Origin of the sequence: Curtobacterium sp. GD1, from assembly GCF_020882855.1 — a bacterium.
In the GTDB taxonomy this organism is placed as follows: Bacteria; Actinomycetota; Actinomycetes; order Actinomycetales; family Microbacteriaceae; genus Curtobacterium.
The window spans coordinates 1-22,367 of the sequence record NZ_JAFEVQ010000035.1; the positions used below are offsets into that span (position 1 = coordinate 1).

Here is a 22,367-nt window from a genome sequence, read left to right on the forward strand (position 1 = left end):
CCGACCCGCCCGCCCGAGACTCGGCTCCCCGGACACTTTCGCGGTCTGCGAGCCGCGAAAGTGTCCGCCCGGCCGAGCCTCGGCAATCCCCCACAACGCGCCACGAGTGCCGGCCTGTCCACAGCGAGCTCGGACATGAGCCGCACATCCCCCACCGAGCGCCAGCATCTCGGCATGCGATACCGCCGAACTCGACCACCGCTCCTCCGTGCTCGCGGAACCGATCCTTCCGAGAGCCGTCGGCTCAGACGACTCCACGCGGCCGGCAAACTCGTGCGCCTCCGCGCTTCGGTCTACGTCGCAACAGACGTCTGGACGGCGGCCGAGACTGCGGACCGCCACCTCATCCGTGCCTGGGCGATCGCGCCGGAACTCCCGGGATCGTCTGTCTTCTCGCACCAGACCGCCGCACTGATCCACGGCTGGCCCTTGATCGGCGGGATCACCGATCGCGTCCACGTCATCGACGAGACGCTCCGGGGTGTCGAACACCGAGCGGGCGTCGTGCGACACGGCGCAGCGGGACCGCCTCCCGACCGGGCTCCCGGACGCTTCGACGGCGTTCCGGTTGCCGATGCGGTCTCCACCGCCGTGCTCCTGGCGACGACGTTGGAACCACACGTGGCAGCGGTGGCGGTCGACTCCGCGGTCCGGGCCGGACAGGTCGATGTCGCCCGGTTCACACGGGCGCTCCCCGCCGGCCCGAGTCGCGGTTCGCGGCGGGCAAGGCTCGTCTCGATGGCGATCGACGCCCGACACGAGTCCGTCGGTGAGTCCTTCACTGCGATCCGGCTCATCGAGCACGGAGTCCGATCGATCGAACCACAGCACGAGTTCCGGACAGGAGAGCGCATCGACCGCGTGGACTTCTGGCTCCCGGATCTCGGAGTCGTCGTCGAGTTCGACGGCAAGCAGAAGTACGTCGATCCCGCGATGCTCGGCAACCGTTCACCGCAGGAAGCGTTGTGGCAGGAGAAACTCCGCGAGGATCGCATCCGCAGCCAGCCCGGGGTGAGGACGGTCATCCGGGTGACGTGGTGGCACTTGCTCGAGCCGGATCGCCTCCGCGCGCTCTTCCGCGCGCATGGTGTGCTCTTGTGACCACGCGAGACTCGTCTCAGCGGACACTTTTGCGGCTACGTCGCTACGAAACTGTCCGCCCGGCCGAGTCTCGGCGCAGCCCGCCGCAAGCCCCGCCACGCACGCGACGAAGGCCGCCGCCCCGAGGGGCAGCGGCCTTCGTGACCGAACGGTCGAGACTACGCGAGCTCGATCGTGGCGCCGGCGGCCTCGAGGGCCTCCTTCGCCTTGTCGGCCGTCTCCTTGTTGACACCCTCGAGGATCTTGGCGTCGGCGGTCTCGACGAGCGCCTTGGCCTCACCGAGGCCGAGCGACGTCAGGCCACGGACCTCCTTGATGACCTGGATCTTCTTGTCACCAGCGGACTTGAGGACGACGTCGAACTCCGACTTCTCCTCAGCGGCCTCGGCCGGGGCGCCGGCGGCGGCCGGAGCGGCAGCGGCGACCGGGGCGGCCGCGGTGACCTCGAAGACCTCTTCGAACTTCTTCACGAAGTCCGAGAGCTCGATGAGCGTGAGCTCCTTGAAGGCCTCGATGAGCTCGTCCTGCGAAAGCTTCGCCATGATTTTCTCCTACTACTAGCTAGATCGTGTGGTTGTGGAACGCGAGCCTGATCAGGCCGCGGACTCCTGCTTCTCGCGAAGGGCGTCCACGGTGCGGACGGCCTGCGAGAGGGGGGCCTGGAACAGGTACGCAGCACCGAACAGCGAGGCCTTGAAGGCGCCGGCGAGCTTGCCGAGCAGGACTTCACGGGACTCGAGGTCGGCGAGCTTGTCCACCTCGGTCGCGGAGAGCGGGTTACCGTCGAAGTAACCACCCTTCACCACGAGCTCGGGGTTCGCCTTGGCGAATGCACGCAGCGACTTCGCGACGGCGACGGTGTCACCGTGGACGAAGGCGAGAGCGGACGGACCGGCGAGCTCGTCGTCGAACGACGAGATGCCGGCGTTGTTCGCCGCGATCTTGGTCAGCGTGTTCTTCACCACGGCGTACGTGGCGTGCTCACGGATCGAGTTGCGGAGCTCCTTGAGCTGCGCGACCGTGAGACCGCGGTACTCGGTGAGCAGAACGGCGTTCGAGCTACGGAAGGACTCCGTGAGCTCGGCGACCGCAGCTTCCTTGTTCGCCATGGTTCTCCTTGGGGTTCTTGCCGGCAGCCCCAGGACTACACCACATGAAAAAAGCTCCGGCGCAGAGGCTCGGAGCTGCTCCCCCGCGAACGGAAGGAGAGGTTCGGAACACCTGCGCGGGCTGCCTCATGAGTGAGGACCTTCGTTCGCGCTGCGAGCAGCACGACAACCGGCGGTCTTTGGCTTCGAGAACTGTAGCACGGCACGACGGTCGCGACCAACCGTCGGACGGGACCGGGGTCGCCGACCAGTCGTCGGTCGCATCCCCGGACGCGGACGAGGAAGCGGACGCGGACGCGGACGACGCAGCAGGCGCAGCGGCCGCTGCCGACGCACCGCCAGCCGCGGCCGACGCCGCGCCGGCCGCCGGCCGCTCCGACGGCAGGTGCACCGTGAACACGGTGTCCCCCGGCTCGCTCGTCACGTCCACGGACCCGCCGTGCGCCTGCACGACCGCATCCACGATGGCGAGCCCGAGCCCCGTCGACCCCGCGGTGCGCGAGCGGGAGCTGTCGGCGCGGGCGAACCGCTCGAACAGCTTCGGCAGGAACTCTGGGTCGATGCCCTGCCCGGTGTCCCGCACGGTCAGGTCCACGCCGGTACCCGAGGCCGACGGCGCGAGCCCCACGGTGATGCGGGTGCCGTCCGGGGTGTGGGTGCGGGCGTTGGTGACGAGGTTGACGATCACCTGGTGCAGGCGCGCGGCGTCGCCCACCACCGTCACCGGGGTCGACGGGACGTCCACCTCGATCGGGTGGTCCGGCGATGCCGCGTGCGCGTCGTTCACCGCGTCGAGCACGAGCCCGGTGAGGTCCACGTCGTCGAACTGGATCTCGCGGCCCTCGTCGAGTCGGGCGAGCAGCAGCAGGTCCTCGACCATGCTCGTCATGCGCTTCGACTCGGACTCGATCCGGCTCATCGCGTACACGACGTCCTTCGGCAGGTCCGCACCCATCCGACGGGTGAGCTCGGCGTACCCGCGCACCGATGCCAGGGGCGTCCGGAGTTCGTGCGACGCGTCGGCGACGAACTGGCGGACCTTCTGCTCGGAGCGCTCGCGGGCCTGCATGGCGCCGGCGATGTGGCCGAGCATCCGGTTGAAGGCGCTGCCGACGCGGCCGACCTCGGTGCGGGGGTCGGTGTCGGGCACGCGGACGTCCTGCAGGGCGTCGCTGCGCTCGAGTGGCATGCGGGCGACGGTCGAGGCGGTCTCGGCGACCCGTTCGAGCGGCCGCAAGGACCGGCGGACGACGACCGCGGCGACGACGGACGCGGCGACGAGCGCTGCCGCGACGACGATGATCACGACGAGCAGCAGCGACCGGACGCTCTCGTACACGGGCGACATCGGGAGTCCGACCACGAGGACGGCGTTGCCGAGCACCGGGTTGTCGACCTGCACGGCGGCCACGCGGTAGCGGCCGAGCGATCCGCCGAGGTCCATCGTGGCCGGGTCGACGCCGACCTTGACGTTGCCCAGGCGGTCGAGCTGCGTCGTCGTGAGCTGCAGCCGCGAGCTGTTGTCGGTCAGGACGATCCCGCCCGCGCCGCCACCGGAGAAGTAGTACGCGGTGAGGGTGCCGGCCGCCTGGCCGAGGGGTTGCAGGGCGTCGTCGTTCGGGCGCTGCCCGTTCGGGTTCTGCTGTCCCTCGCCGAACTTCGTGCTCGCACGGTCGGTCGCCTTCGAGAGCTGGCTGTCGATCGTGCCCGTCTGGATGGACGCGAGCGCGATGATGCTCCCGGCACCGATGACCGCGCTGACGGCGACGACGAGCGCGACGATGCTCAGGACGAGCCGACGACGGAGGGTCACTGCACCGACCTCAGGACGTGGGCTTGATGACGTACCCGACGCCGCGCACGGTGTGGATCATCGGGGTCTCGCCCGCGTCGATCTTCTTGCGCAGGTAGGAGATGTAGATCTCGACGACGGAGGACTTGCCCCCGAAGTCGTAGGACCACACGCGGTCGAGGATCTGCGCCTTCGACAGCACGCGGCGCGGGTTGCGCATCAGGAAGCGGAGGAGCTCGAACTCGGTCGCGGTCAGCTCGATCGGCCGACCGGCGCGGGACACCTCGTACGACTCCTCGTCGAGCACCAGGTCGCCCACGACGATGCGCGAGTCGCCGGCCTCGGAGATCGAGATCTGGGAGCGACGGATGAGCCCGCGGAGCCTCGCCACGACCTCTTCGAGGGAGAAGGGCTTCGTGACGTAGTCGTCGCCGCCCGCGGTGAGACCGGTGACGCGGTCCTCCACGGAGTCCTTGGCGGTGAGGAACAGCACGGGGGTGTCGTCGTTGTTCTGCCGCAGCCGGCTGAGCACCTGCAGACCGTCGAGGTCCGGCATCATCACGTCGAGCACCATCGCGTCCGGCTTCCACTCGCGCGCCGTGCTCAGTGCGTCCTGGCCGCCGTTCGCGCTCTTGACGTCCCAGCCCTCGTAGCGGAGCGCCATGGACAGGAGGTCGGTGAGGCTGGCCTCGTCGTCGACGACGAGGATGCGCAACGGTGTTCCGTCGGCACGCGTGAGGCGCGGGGCTGCTGCAGGCTGGGAGATGGTCACGACTTCGAGTATCGAGAGTTTCCTATGAGCGGTCTGTGGAGCGCCCCTCGGCGCTCTGTGGATTCCCGAGCAGGCACTCGGCGTCCGCTCCGTACCGTGAGCGCCATGCTCCGATCCTCGGCCTGGCCGGCCTCCGCCCGATCCGTCGACACCGCGCGCATCGAGGAGTCCGCCCGGATCGCAGGCGGTCCCGGGAGGCGCGGCGCGACCCCGGCGGACCGGCTCGCGTTCGCCCGGTCGGTCGCCGCCACGGCCCCGCTGCTGTCCGCGGGGACGGCCGGTGGCTCCTTCGCCGCTCTGGCTGCCGTCGCGGCCGCGGACGTCGCCCTCGCGCGCACGGTCGAGCCGCACCTCGACGCGCTCGGCATCCTCGCGCAGGCCGGGGTGGACGCTCCGGAGGGTTCGACGTGGGGCGTGTTCGCCGCCGAGGGCCCGGGGCTGCGGCTCACGGCGACGTCGGGCGGCTCGGACGGCTCGTTCGCGCTCGACGGCACGAAGCCGTGGTGCTCCCTCGCGTCGAGCCTCTCGAACGGGCTCGTCACCGCCCACGTCGGGGACGACCGGCAGCTGTTCGCGGTGGACCTCCGGCAGGACGGTGTGACGGTGCACGACGAGGCCTGGGTCGCCCGTGGCATGCCGGACGTGCCGAGCGGCCCGGTCGACTTCGCCGGGGTGCACGCGACGCCCGTCGGCGCTCCCGGCTGGTACCTCACGCGTCCGGGGTTCGCCTGGGGCGGGATCGGTGTCGCGGCGTGCTGGTGGGGTGGCGCGGTCGGACTCGCCCGGGTCCTCCGCTCCCTGGTGGTGTCCCGGCCCGAGTCCGAGCTGCTGCAGGCCGCCCTCGGCGCGACGGTCGCCGACCTCGCCGACGCCGAGGACGCCCTCGCCGACGCCGCGGCCCGGATCGACGGCGCGGGCACCGACTCCGGCGCCGCGTCCGCCCCGGACTCCGACGACGACTGGTCGCTGCTCGCCCAGGTCGTGCGCTCCCGGGTCCGCCGGGCCGTCGACGCCGTCCGGGAGCGGGTCGTGCGGACGATCGGCCCCGCTCCCCTGACCTCGGACCCGGCGGTCGCCGCGCGCGTCGCCGACCTCGAGCTCTACGTGCTGCAGGACCACGGCGAGCGGGACCTCGCCCGCACCGGCCGCATCGTCGTCGAGCGCGGCGGTGTCGCGTGGTGAGCTTCGACCACCGCGAGCCGGGCACCGACCCCGCCGACTGGACGCCCTTCCTGCGGTCGGTGCCCTCGCTGCCGGTGCGGCTCGACGGGGTCGCCGCGGTCGTGGTCGTCGCGCCGCACCCCGACGACGAGACCCTCGGCGCCGGCGGGCTGATCGCGTCCGCCGCGGACGCCGGTGTCCCCGTGCACGTGCTGCTCGTGTCCCGCGGCGAGGGCTCGCACCCGGACTCGCCGAGCACCTCCCCCGAGCGACTCCGGGTGATCCGGGACGCCGAGTTCCGGGCGGCGCTGGCTGCACTCGCCCCCGCGGCGAGCGCGACGGTCCTGGACGTCCCGGACGGTGGGCTCCGCGAGCACCCGGACGTGCTCCGGGCGGCGCTCACCGAGCGGGTCGGGGTCGGGCCGGTCGACGGTCCCGTGCTGGTCGTCGCGCCGTGGCGTGGGGACGGGCACCGGGACCACCGCATCGCGGGCGAGGTCGCCGCGGACGTCGTCGCGGGCACTCCGGGAGCGGAGCTGCTCGAGTACCCGATCTGGGCGTGGCACTGGGACGCCCCATCCGACCCCGCGGCGCCCTGGGACCGGGCCCGGTCGCTGGCGCTGTCGTCGGCGGTCCTGGACCGGAAGCGCGCCGCACTCGACGCCTACCCCTCGCAGACCCGGCCGCTCTCGCCGGCCCCGGGCGACGAGGCGATCGTCGACGCCCGGCACGCCGCGCACCACCTGCGGCCGACCGAGTGGTTCTTCGCCGTGTCCGCGGTGCAGTCGTCCCGCTCCCGGGAGTCCTTCGACGCCCACTACGAGCGGAAGCCGGAGGGCTGGGACTTCGAGGGCTCCTGGTACGAACGGCGGAAGCGTGCCGTGACCCTGGCGGCGCTCCCCCGCGAGCGGTACCGGTCCGCGCTCGAGCTCGGCTGCGCGACGGGGGTGCTGACGGCCGCGTTGACCGAGCGCGCCGACGCCGTGCTCGGGACCGACATCGCCGCGGCACCACTGGAACGTGCCCGGCTGCGTGCGCCGGCCGCCCGGTTCGTCCAGGCCGAGCTGCCGTCGGAGTGGCCGGACGGTCGATGGGACCTCGTCTTGTTTTCCGAGGTCGGGTACTACCTGTCGCCGGCGGACCTCGACGCCACGATCGACCGGGCGCTCGGTTCCCTCGACGACGACGGTGTCCTCGTCGCCTGTCACTGGCGGCACCCCGACGACGACGCCGTGACCTCGGGTGACGTCGTGGACGCCCGCATCGCCGAGCGGTGGCCGCGGCCCGCGCTCGTCCGGCACGTCGAGGAGGACTTCGTCCTGAGCGTCTTCCCCGGTCCGTCGGTGGTCTCCGTCGCGACGACGGAAGGGCTGACCCCGTGACGCTCCCCGCACGCGTCGACGTCGTCGTGCCGGCGCACGACGAGGAGGACGGCATCGGCGGCTGCGTCGAGGCCCTCGCCGACGCGGTCCGGGTCCTGCGGCGAGCGCACCCCACCGTCGAGGTGTCGGTCGTGGTCGTCCTGGACGGGTGCACGGACCGGACGGCGTTCGTCCTCCGGTCGGCGGCGGCCGCGGACCCGCTCTGGACCGAGGTCCCCCTCGAGGTCGTCGAGACCGCGCACCTCGGCGTCGGACGAGCACGGGCCGTCGGGACCACCCGTGCCCTCGCGACGGGACCGGAGCCGTCCGAGCGGTGGACGGCCCACACGGACGCCGACTCCCGCGTCGACCCGGGCTGGCTCGTGCAGCAGGTCGAGGCCCACGCCGACGGCGCGCACGTCCTGGTGGGGGCCGTGGTGCCGGACCCGGACGACCTCGACCCCGTGGTCCTCGCCCGGTGGACGCACGCGCACCCGCCGGGGTCGACGCTCGGCCACGTGCACGGTGCGAACCTCGGGCTGCGGGGGGACGTGTGCCTGGCGATCGGCGGCTTCGACCCGGTGCCCGAGCACGAGGACGTCCGGCTCGTCGAGCGTGCACGAGCCCTCGGGTTCGACGTGCGCGCGACGACGGACCTCCCCGTGGTGACGAGCGGCCGGTTCGACGGTCGGACACCGGGCGGCTACGCCGAGCACCTCCGCCGGACGTACGGCGACGCCAGCTGAGGCTTCATCGGAAGTTCTTGGGATCCCGCAGCGCCGCTCATCGACTGCCTCCCTACGGTCTCCTCGACCCCAACACCGAGGAGAACCATGTTCCTGACCTACCTCAGGCGCGAACTCACGAACCGCAAGAAGCAGACCGTCATCATCGCGATCGGCATGGCGCTCGCCATCGCCCTCGTGGTCATCGTGTCCTCGATCGCGGGCGGCGTGAAGGCCGCGCAGGCGAGCGTGCTGCAGTCCGTCTACGGCGTCGGTACCGACATCACCGTGACGAAGACCGAGACCCCGACCGGCTCCGCCACCGGGCGTCCGAGCTTCGACTTCGGCAGCCAGGGCAGCTCCGGCAGCGGCAGTGGGTCGACCGACCTCTCGCAGTCCCGGCTCGCCGTCTCCCGCGGGTCCAGCACGCTCAGCGCGTCGGACGTGCAGACCGTCACGAGCACGAGCGGGGTGAAGGCCGCGACCGGTGTCCTGACCCTCGAGAACAGCACGTTCTCGGGCCAGGTGCAGCAGCAGTCGGACAGCAGCAGCAGCTCGAGCGACAGCAGCGGCACCGGGACCCAGCAGGGTCCGCCGAGCGGCGGCGAGGGCGGCGGCGGCTTCGGCGGCGGATCGTTCAGCGTCGACTCGTTCACCGTCACGGGCATCCCGGTGTCCGGTGACACCGTCGGGCCGCTGACGAGCACCGAGCTCACGAAGGGTCGCGCGTTCACGTCGGCGGACGCGGGCAAGGACGTCGTCGTGCTCGACGCCGCCTACGCGAAGAGCGAGTCGAAGGCTGTCGGCGACACCGTCTCCATCGGTGGGAAGGACTTCTCGGTCATCGGCATCGTGTCGTCCACCGGCTCGTCGTCGACCACCGGTTCGAACACGTACATCCCACTGGACACCGCGCAGGCACTGGCGGACCTGGACGGCAAGGTCACCTCGATCTACGTCTCGGCGTCGTCCTCGTCGGACGTCGGCACGATCAAGTCCGCCCTGCAGAAGCAGCTCACCAGCGCCACCGTCTCGACCGAGGCCGACCTCGCGTCGAGCGTCTCCGGCTCGCTGAGCACCGCCTCGAGCCTCGTCTCGAACCTCGGCACCTGGCTGTCGATCGTCGTCCTCGCGGCGGCGTTCCTCATCGCCATCCTCTTCACGATCTCCGGCGTCACCCGACGCACGCGGGAGTTCGGCACCCTCAAGGCGATCGGCTGGTCGAACGGCCGCATCACGCGCCAGGTCGCCGGCGAGTCCCTCGTGCAGGGCATCATCGGCGGCGTGATCGGTGCGGCCGCTGGACTCATCGGCATCCTCGTCGTGAACGTCATCTCCCCGACGATCTCGGCGAGCGCCTCGTCCACGACGAACCGCGGCGGCATGGGCGGCGGCGGGATGCCCGGCGGCGCGGCGACGGCGGCGGCCGGCAGCGGCACGACCGGTGGCGCCCCCGCCGGTGGGTTCGGCGGTGGCGGTGCGAGCACGGCCTCGACGACCGACGTCGTCCTGCACGCCCCCGTCACCGTCGAGGTGATCCTGCTCGCGATCGGCCTCGCCGTGCTCGGCGGCCTCATCGCCGGCGCACTCGGCGGCTGGCGGGCGAGCAGGCTCCGTCCGGCCGAGGCCCTGCGGAGCGTGGCCTGATGCCCGGGCCGACCACCGGCGCGACCCCCGTCGTCGCCGGCCCCGACAGCACCGCATCGACACCGGAACCGACAGGAGCCCCCGTGACCAGCATCGACACCGCGCCCTCCGCTGCGGAGGCGAGCCGCGCCTCCAGGCCGATCTACGCCCTGAAGAACGTGAGCAAGACGTACAAGCAGAAGAACCGGACCGTCACCGCGCTGACGAACGTCGACCTGACCATCCCGCAGGGGCAGCTCGTCGCGATCCAGGGGCCGACCGGCGGCGGCAAGTCGACCCTGCTGCAGATGCTCGGCGCGCTCGACCGTCCGAGCGCCGGCAGCGTGCTCCTCGGTGACCAGGACGTGGCGAAGCTCGGGGACGGGGCGCTGACGAACCTGCGGGCGACCGAGATCGGGTTCGTCTTCCAGAGCTTCAACCTCATCCCGACGTTGACGGCGCTGGAGAACGTCGAGACCGCGTTCGCCGGATCCCTCGCGAACCGGTCGCGGTCGGAGATCCGCGACCGTGCGACCGCGGCGCTCCGGGAGGTCGGCCTCGGCGAACGGCTCGACCACCTGCCCGCGGAGCTGTCCGGCGGGCAGCAGCAGCGCGTGGCCATCGCGCGGGCGCTGGTCAAGAACCCGAGCGTGCTGCTGGCGGACGAGCCGACCGGTGCGCTCGACGAGGCGACCCGTGACGAGATCATGGGCCTCATCGAGAAGCAGTGGAAGGAGCGCGGGCTCACCGTGGTCATCGTCACGCACGACTCGTGGGTGGCGAAGCGGGCCGAGCGCCGCCTGCACATCAAGCAGGGCCAGGTGCGCGAGGTGTAGGCGGGGCGGTCGGCCGCCCGTGCCGAGGCTCGGCCACGCGGACACTTTCGTGGCACTCGGCCCACGAAAGTGTCCGCGGCAGCGAGTCTCGCGCCCCTCAGCCGCCCGCCGGGTAGTCGCAGTACGCGAACCAGCGCGAGTCCGGCGACCACGGCGGCACGTTCACGGTCCCCTGCCCGCCCTCGAGCGTGACGAGGGTCTCCGGCTGGACGGCGATCCGGGCGCCGCGCACGAGCGAGCCGGGCAGGAGGCGGAGCTCCACGCGGTGGTCAGCGGGGTGGCCCTGCACGCCGGGCTCGTACGACAGGTAGAGCAGGTGGGCACCGTCCGGCGAGACGTGCGGGAACCAGTTCACCCGGTCGTCGTTCGTGATCCGGACCGGGTCGGTCGCCCCGGGCCAGAGGGCGACGAGCTGCGCAGTGCCCGGCGTGAACCGCTCCGAGTTCCACACGAGCATCTCGCCCGCGAACGAGACGCCGTCGTCGGGGTGCTCGTCGCGGGTCAGGAACGTCGGGTCCCCGGTGGCCGGGTCGACGAGGGCGACGTCGGTGGTCCAGACGCCCTCCTCGGTGCGCTCCCCGACGATCGCCGCGAGGGTCTCGCCGTCGGGCGCGATGCCGTGCAGGTAGAACTTCCGGACGACCGGCAGCGCGGTGGTGACGTCGGTGAGGGTCGCCGCCGCTCCCCCGGCCGGCACCGGCACCCGGTACAGGTCCCCGTCGCGGGCGCTCACCACGACGGAGTTGCCCGAGGGGTCGAGCACGTGGTCGTTGTTGATCTCGGGGACGCCGGGCATCGGGACGCGCACGAGGGCGGTCTCGTCGAGCACGGCGTCGCCGTCGGCAGGGGGCCGCAGCAGCCAGAGGTCGCCGTTCCCGTTCAGCACGAGGGTGCCGTCGGGCAGCACGTTCGGCGCCTCGACGAGCACCGAGCTCGACTCGAACACGAGCCTGCTCGTCCGGCTCTCGACGTCGTACACGTGCACCCGGCTGGTCTGTCCCGGCAGCAGTTGCCGCCCGCGTGGCTCGCTCATGGTCCCATCCTGTCCGGATTCCGTCCGCCGAGTCTCGCCCCGGCGGACACCTTCGTGGCCTCGCGGACGCGAAAGCGTCCGCCCGGCCGAGTCTCGCTGCCGGCGCACGCACCCGCGCACCAGCGCACGCACGGACGGGAGGCGCGGTGCGGGTCGGACCCGCACCGCGCCTCCCGTCAGGCGGTCCCCCCTACTTCACCGCACCGGCCGTCAGGCCGGCCACGAACTGCCGCTGCACGATGAGGAACGCGATCACGACCGGGATCGAGACGACGAGGGACGCCGCCATGATCTGGTTCCAGTACACGTTCGTCTGCGTGGAGTACTGCTGCAGACCGACGGCCAGCGTCTGCCCGTCGCCGTTCGTCATGACCGAGGCGAAGAGCACCTCACCCCATGCCGTCATGAACGAGTAGATGCCGACCGCGACCAGACCCGGACGCGCCGAGGGCAGGATGACCCGGAACAGGGCACCCATCGGGCCGGAGCCGTCGACCATCGCGGCCTCGTCGAGTTCACGCGGGATGGTCTCGAAGTAGCCCGCGAGCATCCAGATCGAGAACGGGAGCGTGAACGTCAGGTAGGTGATGATCAGGCCGGTCCAGCTGCCGACGAGCTGGATGCCGAGCGCGTTCCCGAGGTTCGTGAAGATGAGGAACAGCGGGAGCAGGAACAGCACACCGGGGAACATCTGGGTGGAGAGCACCGCGGTGGTGAAGGTGCTCTTGCCCTTGAAGTTCCAGCGCGAGACACCGTAGGCGGCGAAGGTCGCGATGATCAGCGAAAACACCGTCGCGACCGTGCAGACCACGAGCGAGTTGATGAAGTACTTGCCGAGCGGGACCGTCGACCACATGTCGATGAACGGCTGGATGGTGATGTTCGTCGGGATCCACGTGAAGTCGTTCTGCACGTCACCGAGCGGCTTGATGGCCGTCGTGATCATCACGTAGAGCGGGACGACCGTGAACAGGGTCAGGACGACCAGGGTCACGACCTTGAAGGACTTGGCGCCGAATGTCTCACGCACGGACGGACCTCCGGTTGGTCACGGCGAGGTAGATGCCGGTGACGATGAGCAGGAAGATGAGGAGCAGGACGCTCATCGCGGCACCGGAGCCGAAGTTCCAGGTGATGAAGGACGCGTTGTAGATGTGGAAGCTCAGCAGGTCCGCCGCCGGGGGCTGGGCGGTCGAACCGAACAGCACGAACGGTGTGTTGAAGTCGTTGAACGTCCAGAGGAACATCACGAGCACGAGCGTCACGTTGACCGGGCGCACCATCGGCAGCGTGATCGAGCGCCACTGCCGGAAGGGCTTCGCGCCGTCGACCGAGGCGGCCTCGTACACGTCGTTCGGCACGGACTGCAGGCCGGCCATGAGCATGAGGAACGCGAACGGCCAGGTCTTCCAGATCGCCACGACGACGACCGAGACGAAGGCGTTCGAGCCGATCAGCCAGAACGGCCCGGTGCCGTTGAACAGGTGCAGCTGGTCCACGAGGATGTGGTTGATCGCACCCGAGTCACGCTGGAACATGAACTTCCAGGTGATGATGCCGGCGTACATCGGCAGCGCGTACGGCACGAGGAAGAGCGTGCGGAACAGACCGCGCCCCTTGAACGGCTTCTGCAGCGCGACCGCGGCGGCCATGCCGAAGGTCCACGAGAGCCCGACCACGAGGACCGTGAAGCCGCACGTGATGAGGAACGAGTTCAGGACGCCCTTGCCGATCGCCTGGTCGAAGTCGATGACGACCGAGTAGTTGCGCAGCCCCGCGAACGGTGCGGCACCCCAGTTGGCGATGAAGTACTTGGTGAGCTGGATGAACGAGATCCAGATGCCGGTGAGCATCGGCACGATGTGGATCAGCAGCTCGAAGAGGATGGCGGGCGCGACGAGCGCGTAGGGCAGCCAGTGTCCCTTGCGCTTCCGACCGGGCGGACGGCCCGACGTGGTCGGGCCCTTCGTGTGGGTCAGGTCGATGCGCTCGGAGTCGGGCAGGACCGAGGTGGACATGAGCGGGGGCCTTTCGGCAGGAGGGGGATCGGGTGCTTCGCGCGGACCGTGGCAGCGGTCGGGAGGCGCGGCATGCGTGAGCCGATCGGCTCACCCCCGGCGTGTGGCCGGGTGCGGAACCGCAGGTCGTGGGCTCGACGTGGGTGGGGCCGTGGACCTGAGGGGTGGAGGCCCGGGGCGCGTCCTTGCGGACGCGACCCGGGCCTCCTGGGCGGATCAACCAGCGGCCTGGGACACCTGGTCCTGGGCGGTCTGGAGCGCCGACTTGATGTCGCTGTCCGAGACGGTGGAACCGGTCGCGATCTTGGCGAACATGTCGTTCATCGCCTTGCCGACCGTGGACTCGAACTGGTCCTCGGCGGGCACCAGCGGGAGCGGCTTCGCCTTGTTGTTGTAGATGTCGAGGAACGTCTTCGTCTGCTCGTCGGTGACCGAGTCAGCAGCCGCGGCGAGCACCGGCAGCGCCGAGTACGGCTTGTCGAGCGTCGTCTGCGTGTCCGCGCTCGTCATGTACTTGACGAACTTGAGCGCGCCGTCCTTGTTCTTCGTGTTCTTGAAGATCGACAGGTTGATGCCGGCCGGGAAGGACGCGATGTCCTGACCGTCAGCGGTGGTCGGGAACGGCACGACGCCGAACTCGTCCGTCGTCATGCCCTGCGACGTGATGGTCGCGTTCGCGTTGTTCTGCGTGAGCATCATCGCGGCCTTGCCGTTCGCGAAGTCCGAGACGGCCTGGGTGCCGTTGTCGTACTGCGCGTTCGACGGGTTGACGACCTTGTCGGACTGCATCAGGTCGAGGTAGCGCTTGATGCCGTCGACGTTCGCCTTCTGGGTGAAGGTCGGCTTGCCGTCCTTGTCGAACCACTCGCCGCCGTTCTGGGCGGAGGTGATGAACGCGAAGTGCGAGTTCTCGGTGTACGAGCCACCGGCGATGGTGAAGCCGTACTTGTCACCCGAGGTGAGCTTCTTCGCGTCGGCGGTGAGGTCCTCCCACGTGGTCGGCGCTTCGATGCCGGCGTCGGAGAACATCTTCTTGTTGTAGTACAGGCCGTAGGCGAGGCCGTAGAGCGGGACGCTCGTGACGGTCTTGCCGGGCGCGCCACCGGTCGAGAGCGCGACCTTGCCGAACTTGTCGGACCCGCCGATCGCCTTCATCTCCGAGTCACCGAACTCCTGGAAGGCGCCGGTGGCCTGGAGCGAGGTCGCCCAGGTGTTGCCGATGTTGACGACGTCCGGGCCCTGGCCCGAGGTGACGGCGGTCTGGATCTTGTTCTGCAGGTCGTTCCAGCCGATGACCTGGAGGTCGACCTTGATCCCGGTCTCCTTGGTGAACTTCTTGAGGACGGGGGTCAGCACCTCCTTGTCGTTCTGGAGCGACGTGCCCTGGTTGGACGCCCAGTAGGTGAGCGTCTTGGAGTCGCCGGACGAACCGGAGCCTCCGGAGGAGCAGGCTGCGAGGCCGGTCACGGTGAGTGCCGCGGCCGCGGTGATGGCCAGTGCGCGGATGGCAGTGCGCATGACTCTCTACTTTCTCGTCGTTGAGATGGTGCAGGGGGTGGTACTGGTCGTGCTGTCGGGTGCTGCTGTGTGTGCGGTGCCGCTCCGGCCGGTCAGGCCAGGGTCGACGCCGCGGGGTCCCAGCCCTCGGGGAGGGTCGGGGAGGGTGCGACGGTGCTCTCCACGAGCACCGCCTCACCACGTTCGGCTGCCTCGGCGATGGAGACCATCACGTCGAGGACGTGGAAGGCGAGGGCACCGGGGACCCGGTTCTCCTCTCCTGCACGGAGCGAGCGGGCCAGGTCGACCACGCCGGTGCCGCGCGAGTAGGTGGAACCCACGGCGGGGATCGTCTCGGGTTCCTCGGAACCGAGTGCGTACAGCTCGGTGTCGCCGTCGAAGTTGTTCGGGTCGGGGAACACGACCGTGCCGGTCTCGCCCGCGATCTCGACGAAGCCGGTGCGGCCGCGGTCGGACTCGAACGAGAAGACGCTCTGCGCGCTGCCGCCGTTCTCGAACTCGATGAGGGCCGAGTGGTTCGTCGGGACCTCGACCGGGAACTCGGTGCCCGCCTTCGGGCCGGAGCCGATGGTGCGGGTCGCGCGGGACTTCGACGCGGTCGCGGTGACCTTCTTCACGGGGCCGAACGCCTGCACGAGGGTCGTGATGTAGTACGGGCCGATGTCGAACAGCGGGCCGGCGCCGTACGCGAAGAGGAACTCGGGGCTCGGGTGCCACGACTCCGGGCCGGGGCTCTGGAAGAGCGTCAGGCCGTTGAGCGGGGTGCCGATGCGACCATCGCGGATGGTGCGCAGCGCGGTCTGGAGCCCGGCGCCGAGGAACGTGTCCGGGGCGACGCTGACGGTCTTGCCGGCGGCACGGGCGGCATCGCGCAGTTCGGCGGCGCTCGCACGGTCGAGGGCGTAGGGCTTCTCGCCCCAGACGTGCTTGCCGGCGGCGAGGGCCTGCAGGGCGACCTCGACGTGGGCGGCCGGGATCGTCAGGTTGACGACGATCTCGATGTCGTCGTTCGCGAGGAGCTCCTCGACCGTGCCGGAACCGGCGACGCCCCACTTCTCCGCCTGGGCCGCTGCGCGGGGCAGGTCGATGTCGGCGATGAAGTGCACGGTCACGTCGGGGAAGACCGTGAGGTTCGAGAGGTACTGGTCGGAGATGACCCCGGCGCCGATGACGCCGACGCCGACCGGGCCGGTGCGGGTGGTCTCGGTGGCGTCGACCTGCGTGTCGGTCGCGGTGGTGGTGTCGGTCATGCGCGGGCCCCCTCGAGGAACGTGTAGGAGTCGGTGACGGCCTGGAAGACGTCGCCCTCGTGGTCGTCGAGCTCGACGACGTGCAGCGCGTCCGGCGCCGCGGCGATGATCTCGCGGATCGGCATGACACCGTTGCCCACGGCGACCTGCTTCTTGTCGTCGTGCGAACCGTCGCCGTCCTTGACGTGCAGGAACTGGACCTTGTCGCCGTACTTGCCGATGATCGCCACCGGGTCGTCGCCGCCGACCTTCACCCAGTAGGTGTCGAGTTCGAGCACGACGTCGTCGGAGAGCGCGTCGGCGAAGACCTCGTAGGCGGAGACGCCGTCGATGCGGTTCGAGAACTCGAACGCGTGGTTGTGGTAGCCGAGAGTGAGACCGTGGTCCGCTGCGCGCGGCGCGAGGGCGCTCAGCTCGCGGGCGATGGCCTCGACGTCCTCGCGGGTGGTCCAGCGGGCCTCGTCGATGTGCGGGTCGATCAGGGTCGTGAGGCCGACGGTGACGCTCGCGTGGAAGATCTGCTCGAGGTCCTGCTCGCCGGCGTCGAGGAGCCGGGCGTGACCGCTCGGGCTCTGCAGTCCGGCCGCGGCGAGGGCATCGCGCAGCGCCTCGGCACGGTCGACGAAGCCGAAGGCCTCGACGTTCGTGTAGCCGATGTCGGCGATGCGCTGCAGCGTGCCGGGCAGATCGGCAGCGAGGGCGTCGCGGACTGTGTAGAGCTGGACCGAGAGCGGTTGGGTCACCAGGGGTTCTCCTCGTCGAGATGGTGTGGTCGACGTCGACCGAGCGTCACACTATGACCACTTTTGTCGGCGGTCAAGCAGAAGTTCGTGGTTCTTCGACGAACTTCGTTGCGTGGCGCGTTCGATGTGTGCTTCACTCCCCCACATGGTCGACTTGAACCGGACGGCAGCGTCGCCTCCGGTCGGGACGAGCGAGCTCTTCCAGATCCTCCGCGACGGCGTGCCGCGGACCCGGGCCGAGCTCGCCAGCCTGACGGGACTCGCGCGCTCCACGATCGGCGTGCGCCTCGATGCCCTCATCGAGGTCGGGCTCGTCGGACCCGTGGACACCGCGGCGTCCACGGGCGGACGCCCGCCTGCGCAGGTGGCGTTGATGCCCCGCGCACGCCTGGTCATCGCCGCCGACCTCGGGGCCTCGCACGGCCGCGTCGCCGTCACCGACCTCGTCGCCGAGCCGCTCGCCACCCGCGAGGCACGCATCGACATCGCTGCCGGCCCGGTCCCCACCCTGACGTGGCTCGTCGAGACGATCGACGCGCTCCTCGACGAGGTCGGCCGCGCCCGGGACGACGTCATCGCGATCGGCATCGGCGTCCCGGGGCCGGTCGAGTTCTCCACCGGACGCCCCGCGAACCCGCCGATCATGCCGGGCTGGGACGGCTTCGACGTGCCCGGATGGCTGCGCGCGCACATCGCCGCCCACGTCCTGCTCGACAACGACGTGAACATCGCGGCCCTCGGGGAGCGCGAGCACGGCTGGCCCGGCGTCGACCACCTGCTCTTCGTCAAGGTCGCCACCGGCATCGGCTCCGGGATCGTCTCGGACGGCGAGCTCCAGCGCGGCGCGCAGGGCACCGCGGGTGACATCGGTCACGTCCGGGTCTCGAGCGCCGGCGACGTGCCGTGCCACTGCGGGAACACCGGGTGCCTCGAGGCCGTCGCCTCCGGTCCGGCGATCGCCCGACGACTCCGCGCGAAGGGGCACGACGTGCACTCCAGCGCGGACGTCCTCGAACTCGTCAACCGGTCGGACCTCGACGCCATCCAGGCGGTGCGCCAGGCCGGACGTGACATCGGCGAGGTCCTCGCCACGTGCGTCTCGCTCATGAACCCGTCGGTCATCGCGCTCGGCGGATCGATCACCCAGGCCGGGGAGCACCTCCTCGCCGGGGTCCGCGAGGTCGTCTACTCCCGCTCCATGCCCCTCGCCACGGAGCACCTGGTGATCGCGCAGTCGCGGGCGGGGTCGCTCGCGGCGCTCCAGGGAGCGGCGGCGCTCGCCATCGGGTACGCGCTCTCCCCCGCGGGGGTCGACGAGCTGGTGACGTTCGCCGAGGGGCGCCAGCTGGTCTCCTGACCGGTGCGTCGCGTCCGTGCGTCCGCCGGTGCGTCTGCCGGTGCGTCGCGTCCGTGCGTCCGCCGGTGCGTCGGTTTCGTCTCGTCGGTGCGTGGGGAGAGAATCGACGGGTGACGATCGTGCAGCCCACCCTGTGGGGCGACCTGGACCCCGGCCTGGAGGCGCAACCCGCCCCCGGCACGCCGGTGTCGGTCGCATCCGTGGCCGGCTCCACGGCATCGGGCCCCGTCGTCCACGACGCGTTCACCGCGCTCCGCGGGCACACCGAGCGCATCGTCGCGCACTCGTCCGACCGCGTCGCGTGGCTCCGCGCCCGCGCCATGGGCATCACCGCCACCGACGTCGCCCGGCTCGCCTCCCTGCGTGCCGTCGACGCGGTCGTCACCGACAAGCGGTACGGGTCGCGGTTCTCCGGCAACTCGTACACGGAGCACGGCAAGGAACGCGAACCGGTCATCGCTGCCTGGGTCGCCGCGACGCACGGCATCCAGCCGTCCGCGCACCTCTTCCACGCCGCCACCAACCGCGCCCACCTCGCGACCCCGGACGGCGTCGGCGTCGACGGTTCGTCACGGGTCGTGCTCGCCGAGATCAAGACCACCGGCAAGGGCTGGCGGAGCATCCCCCGGCACTACCTCCGCCAGATCTGGTGGCAGCAGTACGTGCTCGGTGCCGACCGCACCCTGTTCGTCTGGGAACGCCACGACGGCTTCGTGCCGGTCGCCGACGAGCCCGAGTGCCGGTGGGTCGACCGCGACGACGACCAGATCCGCGGGCTGATCCAGCTCGCCGACCTCGTGCTCGACCGGCTGCGCGACTTCCGGAGCTAGACCTTCACGATCCGCAGACGACTCATCCCGATGACGAGCACGCCGAGCAGGACGATCGACACCGCCACCCCGAGGCAGTACAGCGCCACGACGCCGTAGCCCAGGTCGGGGTTCAGGAACGGGTACGGCACCCATCCGTCCGTCGCGCCGCGGACCAGCACCACGATCGTCCAGACGGCCGGGTAGACGAGGAACCACCACACGTGGCGGAGCAGCAGCTTCGACCGGTCGGAGAACAGCAGCCAGTCCAGCACCGCGTACGCGGGGAGGACCTTGTGCAGGATGTCGTTCGACCACTGCACGTTCGCCGACACGTCGACCCCCGTGAGCAGGGTGTTGTAGACGATCCCCGTCGTCGCGATGTACACCGTCGCCGCGCCGCGGAACAGACTCACGCGCAGGTCCCCGCGCTTCCGGCGGGCCGCGGCGACGAGGGTCACGGCGAAGGCCAACGCGATGATGATGTTCGACTGGATCGTGAAGTAGCCGAAGAAGTTCCACGGGTTGTAGCTCGGGAGCTTCGAGCTGACCAGCCACTGCCCGACGATGGCGGCCACGACGGCGATGACCGCGAGCAGCCGGAGCGAGTTCACGAGGGTGCGCACCAGGCCACGCTACCGGCACACAGCCCCGGGTACGCGAAAGGACCCGCACCGGGAGCGGTGCGGGTCCTTCACTGGGTCAGATGACTCAGATGCTGTTGACGTCGAGCGGGATGCCCGGGCCGAAGGTCGTCGAGACGGCGCCCTTCATGATGTAGCGGCCCTTCGAGGCGCTCGGCTTGAGGCGGTTGATCTCCTCGAGCGCGGTCGAGATGTTCTCGTCGAGCTGCTCCGGCGTGAACGAGGCCTTGCCGACGACGAAGTGCACGTTGGCGTGCTTGTCGACGCGGAACTCGATCTTGCCGCCCTTGATGTCGTTGACGGCCTGCGCCACGTTCGGGGTAACGGTGCCGGTCTTCGGGTTCGGCATGAGGCCACGCGGGCCGAGCACCTTACCGAGACGACCGACCTTGCCCATGAGCTCCGGCGTCGCGACGGCGGAGTCGAAGGCGGTGTAACCCTCGGCGACCTTCGCGATGAGCTCGTCGCCACCGACCTCGTCAGCGCCGGCGGCGATGGCGGCCTCAGCCGCTGCGCCGACCGCGAAGACGATGACGCGGGCGGTCTTGCCCGTGCCGTGCGGCAGGATGACCGTGCCACGGACCATCTGGTCCGCCTTGCGCGGGTCGACACCGAGCTTCAGGGCGACCTCGACGGTGGAGTCGGTCTTGGTGGAACCGGTCTCCTTCGCGAGGGCGACTGCCTCGGTGGGGGTGTAGAACTTGTCGGCCTCGATCTTCGCGGCCGCGGCCTGGTAGGCCTTGGACTTCTTCGCCATGGTGTTCTCCTTGGGAGCTACGTGGTTGACGAGCCGGCGCGGCTCTCCCACGGAAGGGTGTTCGGTTGTGTGCCTGAGCAGGTGGGGCTTACGCCTCGACCGTGATGCCCATCGAGCGAGCGGTGCCGGCGATGATCTTCGCGGCCTGCTCGATGTCGTTGGCGTTCAGGTCAGCCTGCTTGGTCTCGGCGATCTGACGGACCTGGTCCATCGAGATCTTCGCGACCTTGACCGTGTGCGGGGTCGCGGAACCCTTCTGCACACCCGCGGCCTTCTTGATCAGCTCTGCCGCCGGCGGGGTCTTGAGGACGAACGTGAACGAACGGTCCTCGTAGACGGTGATCTCGACCGGCACGACGTTGCCACGCTGCGACTCGGTCGCCGCGTTGTACGCCTTGCAGAACTCCATGATGTTGACGCCGTGCTGACCGAGCGCCGGACCGATCGGCGGGGCCGGGTTGGCGGCGCCCGCGTTGATCTGCAGCTTGATCAGGCCCGTGACCTTCTTCTTCGGTGCCATGACTTGTCTTCCTCCTGGAATCGAACGCACGGGGATCCGTGCACTCTCCCGCTGGCCCGGCCGTTCCGGACCGCGGTGAAGCCCCGCACGCACGAAGCGTGCGGGGCCAAACTCGTTGAGTCTACCCGATGATCGGGTTGGACTACAGCTTGGTGACCTGGTCGAAGCTGAGCTCGACCGGGGTCTCGCGCTCGAACAGCGAGACGAGGACCGTGAGCTTGCCGCTCTCCGGCTTGATCTCGGAGATCGACCCCGGGAGACCCGCGAACGAGCCTTCCTTGATGGTGATCGTCTCGCCGATCTCGAAGTCGACCTCGGCCGCCGGCTGGGACTGTGCGCCGCCGGAGCCCTTCGCGCCGCCCTTGGTCGGAGCGGCCTCGGCCACCTGGACCAGGGACTTCAGCATGCCGAACGCCTCGTCGAAGCGGAGCGGCGTCGGGTTGTGGGCGTTGCCGACGAAGCCGGTGACACCCGGGGTGTGCCGGACGACGGACCACGAGTCTTCGTTGAGGTCCATGCGGACGAGCACGTACGAGGGGATCCGGACGCGGGTGACCAGCTTGCGCTGCCCGTTCTTGATCTCGACGACGTCCTCCATCGGGACCTCGACCTGGTAGATGTAGTCCTCCATCGACATCGAGACCATGCGGTTCTCGATGTTCGACTTCACGCGGCGCTCGAAGCCCGCGTAGGAGTGGATGACGTACCACTTGCCCGGTTTCATCCGCAGCTCGGCCTTGAAGGCCTCGTACGGGTCGACCTCGGCCTCTTCTTCGGCTTCTTCAGCGTCGAGGGCCTCGTCGGCGGCGAGGGTCGCGTTGGCCTCGGCCGAGGTCTCCTCTTCCAGCTCGACCTCTTCTTCGTCCTCGACTGCCTCGACGGCGGCCTCGGCCTCGTCTGCGGTGTCGATCTCGAGCGCGTCGTCCACGACGGCGTCGGCCTCGGGGTCGCGCGACTCCGCCAGCGCGGTGAGCGCCTCGTCGATGCCGGCGTCGACGGTGCCGTCGTCGGGCTCGTCGCTCAGGCCGAGGGACTCGTCGTTCTCGTCCTCGATCTCGATGGCTCGCTCTTCGGCAGACTCGGCCGAACGCTCCTCGCCGGTCTCGACGTCGCCTTCCTGGTTCTCCTCGACTTCGGAGGACTGCTCGGCAGCCGTGGCGAGGTCGATGTCGTCGCGGGAGTTGTCAGACACTGTCGAATCTTTCCGTTCGGTGATGCGGATCGGGTTGGCGGGC

The 22,367-nt window shown here is 70.2% G+C and carries 22 protein-coding genes; 8 read left to right on the forward strand and 14 right to left on the reverse strand.

Features of this window, described 5'->3' with window-relative positions; all coding sequences use genetic code 11:
* The first annotated feature begins 273 nt into the window (after positions 1-273).
* On the forward strand, positions 274-1,101 hold the full coding sequence (locus JSX79_RS15845; RefSeq protein ID WP_229087096.1) for a hypothetical protein: 828 nt from the start codon (positions 274-276) through the stop codon (positions 1,099-1,101).
* A gap of 158 nt (positions 1,102-1,259) precedes the next feature.
* On the opposite strand, the gene rplL is transcribed toward JSX79_RS15845, so the two are convergent.
* Genes rplL through JSX79_RS15865 form a run of 4 tightly spaced genes read right to left on the reverse strand, consistent with a single transcriptional unit; the run spans position 1,260 to position 4,774 of the window.
* On the reverse strand, positions 1,260-1,643 hold the full coding sequence (gene rplL, locus JSX79_RS15850; protein WP_022907351.1) for a 50S ribosomal protein L7/L12: 384 nt from the start codon (positions 1,641-1,643) through the stop codon (positions 1,260-1,262).
* A 51-nt stretch (positions 1,644-1,694) separates the two neighbouring features.
* The gene (gene rplJ / locus JSX79_RS15855) at positions 1,695-2,210 is read right to left on the reverse strand and encodes a 50S ribosomal protein L10 (RefSeq protein ID WP_070418388.1); all 516 of its coding nucleotides are present in this window, start codon (positions 2,208-2,210) and stop codon (positions 1,695-1,697) included.
* Positions 2,161-4,023, reverse strand: coding sequence for a cell wall metabolism sensor histidine kinase WalK (locus tag JSX79_RS15860; protein WP_229087098.1), 1,863 nt, complete (start codon positions 4,021-4,023; stop codon positions 2,161-2,163). Before JSX79_RS15860 ends, rplJ begins: the two co-directional genes overlap by 50 nt.
* A gap of 10 nt (positions 4,024-4,033) precedes the next feature.
* Positions 4,034-4,774, reverse strand: coding sequence for a response regulator transcription factor (locus tag JSX79_RS15865; protein ID WP_031274250.1), 741 nt, complete (start codon positions 4,772-4,774; stop codon positions 4,034-4,036).
* Between the two features lie 105 nt (positions 4,775-4,879).
* On the opposite strand from JSX79_RS15865, the gene JSX79_RS15870 reads away from it, so the two are divergent.
* From JSX79_RS15870 to JSX79_RS15890, 5 genes are all read left to right on the forward strand, one after another.
* Positions 4,880-5,956: an acyl-CoA dehydrogenase gene (locus tag JSX79_RS15870; RefSeq protein WP_229087100.1), complete on the forward strand. Its 1,077-nt coding sequence runs from the start codon at positions 4,880-4,882 to the stop codon at positions 5,954-5,956.
* On the forward strand, positions 5,953-7,317 hold the full coding sequence (locus JSX79_RS15875) for a bifunctional PIG-L family deacetylase/class I SAM-dependent methyltransferase (RefSeq protein ID WP_229087102.1): 1,365 nt from the start codon (positions 5,953-5,955) through the stop codon (positions 7,315-7,317). Before JSX79_RS15870 ends, JSX79_RS15875 begins: the two co-directional genes overlap by 4 nt.
* Positions 7,314-8,042, forward strand: coding sequence for a glycosyltransferase family 2 protein (locus JSX79_RS15880; RefSeq protein WP_070418384.1), 729 nt, complete (start codon positions 7,314-7,316; stop codon positions 8,040-8,042). The genes JSX79_RS15875 and JSX79_RS15880 overlap by 4 nt, the downstream gene beginning before the upstream one ends.
* Before the next feature lie 87 nt (positions 8,043-8,129).
* Complete coding sequence (locus tag JSX79_RS15885; protein WP_070418383.1) at positions 8,130-9,668, forward strand: ABC transporter permease; 1,539 nt, start codon at positions 8,130-8,132, stop codon at positions 9,666-9,668.
* Positions 9,669-9,751: 83 nt separating this feature from the next.
* A complete protein-coding gene (locus JSX79_RS15890; protein WP_229087103.1) occupies positions 9,752-10,483 on the forward strand; it encodes an ABC transporter ATP-binding protein in 732 nt (243 codons plus the stop codon).
* 97 nt (positions 10,484-10,580) lie between these two features.
* Here JSX79_RS15890 and JSX79_RS15895 read toward each other — a convergent pair whose 3' ends face one another.
* The 6 genes from JSX79_RS15895 to JSX79_RS15920 form a co-directional block, all read right to left on the reverse strand.
* Positions 10,581-11,516, reverse strand: coding sequence for a biopolymer transporter Tol (locus JSX79_RS15895; protein WP_229087105.1), 936 nt, complete (start codon positions 11,514-11,516; stop codon positions 10,581-10,583).
* 190 nt (positions 11,517-11,706) lie between these two features.
* Positions 11,707-12,546: a carbohydrate ABC transporter permease gene (locus JSX79_RS15900; protein ID WP_070418381.1), complete on the reverse strand. Its 840-nt coding sequence runs from the start codon at positions 12,544-12,546 to the stop codon at positions 11,707-11,709.
* Complete coding sequence (locus JSX79_RS15905; RefSeq protein ID WP_092386365.1) at positions 12,539-13,534, reverse strand: carbohydrate ABC transporter permease; 996 nt, start codon at positions 13,532-13,534, stop codon at positions 12,539-12,541. Before JSX79_RS15905 ends, JSX79_RS15900 begins: the two co-directional genes overlap by 8 nt.
* A 216-nt stretch (positions 13,535-13,750) precedes the next feature.
* Positions 13,751-15,052 carry an ABC transporter substrate-binding protein gene (locus tag JSX79_RS15910; protein ID WP_229087107.1) on the reverse strand — a complete coding sequence of 434 codons (1,302 nt, stop codon included), beginning with the start codon at positions 15,050-15,052 and terminating at the stop codon, positions 13,751-13,753.
* A gap of 92 nt (positions 15,053-15,144) precedes the next feature.
* A complete protein-coding gene (locus JSX79_RS15915) occupies positions 15,145-16,302 on the reverse strand; it encodes a Gfo/Idh/MocA family protein (RefSeq protein ID WP_070418379.1) in 1,158 nt (385 codons plus the stop codon).
* Entirely contained in the window at positions 16,299-17,045 is a 747-nt protein-coding gene (locus JSX79_RS15920; RefSeq protein WP_092386363.1) for a sugar phosphate isomerase/epimerase, read from the reverse strand. The genes JSX79_RS15915 and JSX79_RS15920 overlap by 4 nt, the downstream gene beginning before the upstream one ends.
* Before the next feature lie 145 nt (positions 17,046-17,190).
* On the opposite strand from JSX79_RS15920, the gene JSX79_RS15925 reads away from it, so the two are divergent.
* Positions 17,191-18,402, forward strand: coding sequence for an ROK family transcriptional regulator (locus JSX79_RS15925; RefSeq protein WP_071302604.1), 1,212 nt, complete (start codon positions 17,191-17,193; stop codon positions 18,400-18,402).
* Positions 18,403-18,512: 110 nt separating this feature from the next.
* The gene (locus JSX79_RS15930) at positions 18,513-19,232 is read left to right on the forward strand and encodes a YqaJ viral recombinase family protein (protein WP_070418376.1); all 720 of its coding nucleotides are present in this window, start codon (positions 18,513-18,515) and stop codon (positions 19,230-19,232) included.
* Here JSX79_RS15930 and JSX79_RS15935 read toward each other — a convergent pair.
* The 4 genes from JSX79_RS15935 to nusG form a co-directional block, all read right to left on the reverse strand.
* Entirely contained in the window at positions 19,229-19,837 is a 609-nt protein-coding gene (locus tag JSX79_RS15935) for a Pr6Pr family membrane protein (RefSeq protein WP_092386359.1), read from the reverse strand. The two genes, JSX79_RS15930 and JSX79_RS15935, sit on opposite strands and share 4 nt — an antisense overlap.
* An 85-nt stretch (positions 19,838-19,922) precedes the next feature.
* Positions 19,923-20,612 carry a 50S ribosomal protein L1 gene (gene rplA / locus JSX79_RS15940; RefSeq protein ID WP_070418374.1) on the reverse strand — a complete coding sequence of 230 codons (690 nt, stop codon included), beginning with the start codon at positions 20,610-20,612 and terminating at the stop codon, positions 19,923-19,925.
* 88 nt (positions 20,613-20,700) lie between these two features.
* On the reverse strand, positions 20,701-21,132 hold the full coding sequence (gene rplK, locus JSX79_RS15945) for a 50S ribosomal protein L11 (protein ID WP_022906459.1): 432 nt from the start codon (positions 21,130-21,132) through the stop codon (positions 20,701-20,703).
* Positions 21,133-21,274: 142 nt separating this feature from the next.
* Entirely contained in the window at positions 21,275-22,324 is a 1,050-nt protein-coding gene (gene nusG, locus JSX79_RS15950; RefSeq protein ID WP_092386357.1) for a transcription termination/antitermination protein NusG, read from the reverse strand.
* Positions 22,325-22,367 lie beyond the last annotated feature (43 nt).

What these genes read in the sequence shown, in the direction of transcription:
- rplL (WP_022907351.1), bottom strand. Translation starts at nt 1,643, where the DNA reads ATGGCGAAGCTTTCGCAGGACGAGCTCATCGAGGCCTTCAAGGAGCTC.
- rplJ (WP_070418388.1), bottom strand. Translation starts at nt 2,210, where the DNA reads ATGGCGAACAAGGAAGCTGCGGTCGCCGAGCTCACGGAGTCCTTCCGT.
- JSX79_RS15870 (WP_229087100.1), top strand. Translation starts at nt 4,880, where the DNA reads ATGCTCCGATCCTCGGCCTGGCCGGCCTCCGCCCGATCCGTCGACACC.
- JSX79_RS15885 (WP_070418383.1), top strand. Translation starts at nt 8,130, where the DNA reads ATGTTCCTGACCTACCTCAGGCGCGAACTCACGAACCGCAAGAAGCAG.
- JSX79_RS15895 (WP_229087105.1), bottom strand. Translation starts at nt 11,516, where the DNA reads ATGAGCGAGCCACGCGGGCGGCAACTGCTGCCGGGACAGACCAGCCGG.
- JSX79_RS15905 (WP_092386365.1), bottom strand. Translation starts at nt 13,534, where the DNA reads ATGTCCACCTCGGTCCTGCCCGACTCCGAGCGCATCGACCTGACCCAC.
- JSX79_RS15910 (WP_229087107.1), bottom strand. Translation starts at nt 15,052, where the DNA reads ATGCGCACTGCCATCCGCGCACTGGCCATCACCGCGGCCGCGGCACTC.
- JSX79_RS15915 (WP_070418379.1), bottom strand. Translation starts at nt 16,302, where the DNA reads ATGACCGACACCACCACCGCGACCGACACGCAGGTCGACGCCACCGAG.
- JSX79_RS15925 (WP_071302604.1), top strand. Translation starts at nt 17,191, where the DNA reads ATGGTCGACTTGAACCGGACGGCAGCGTCGCCTCCGGTCGGGACGAGC.
- rplA (WP_070418374.1), bottom strand. Translation starts at nt 20,612, where the DNA reads ATGGCGAAGAAGTCCAAGGCCTACCAGGCCGCGGCCGCGAAGATCGAG.
- rplK (WP_022906459.1), bottom strand. Translation starts at nt 21,132, where the DNA reads ATGGCACCGAAGAAGAAGGTCACGGGCCTGATCAAGCTGCAGATCAAC.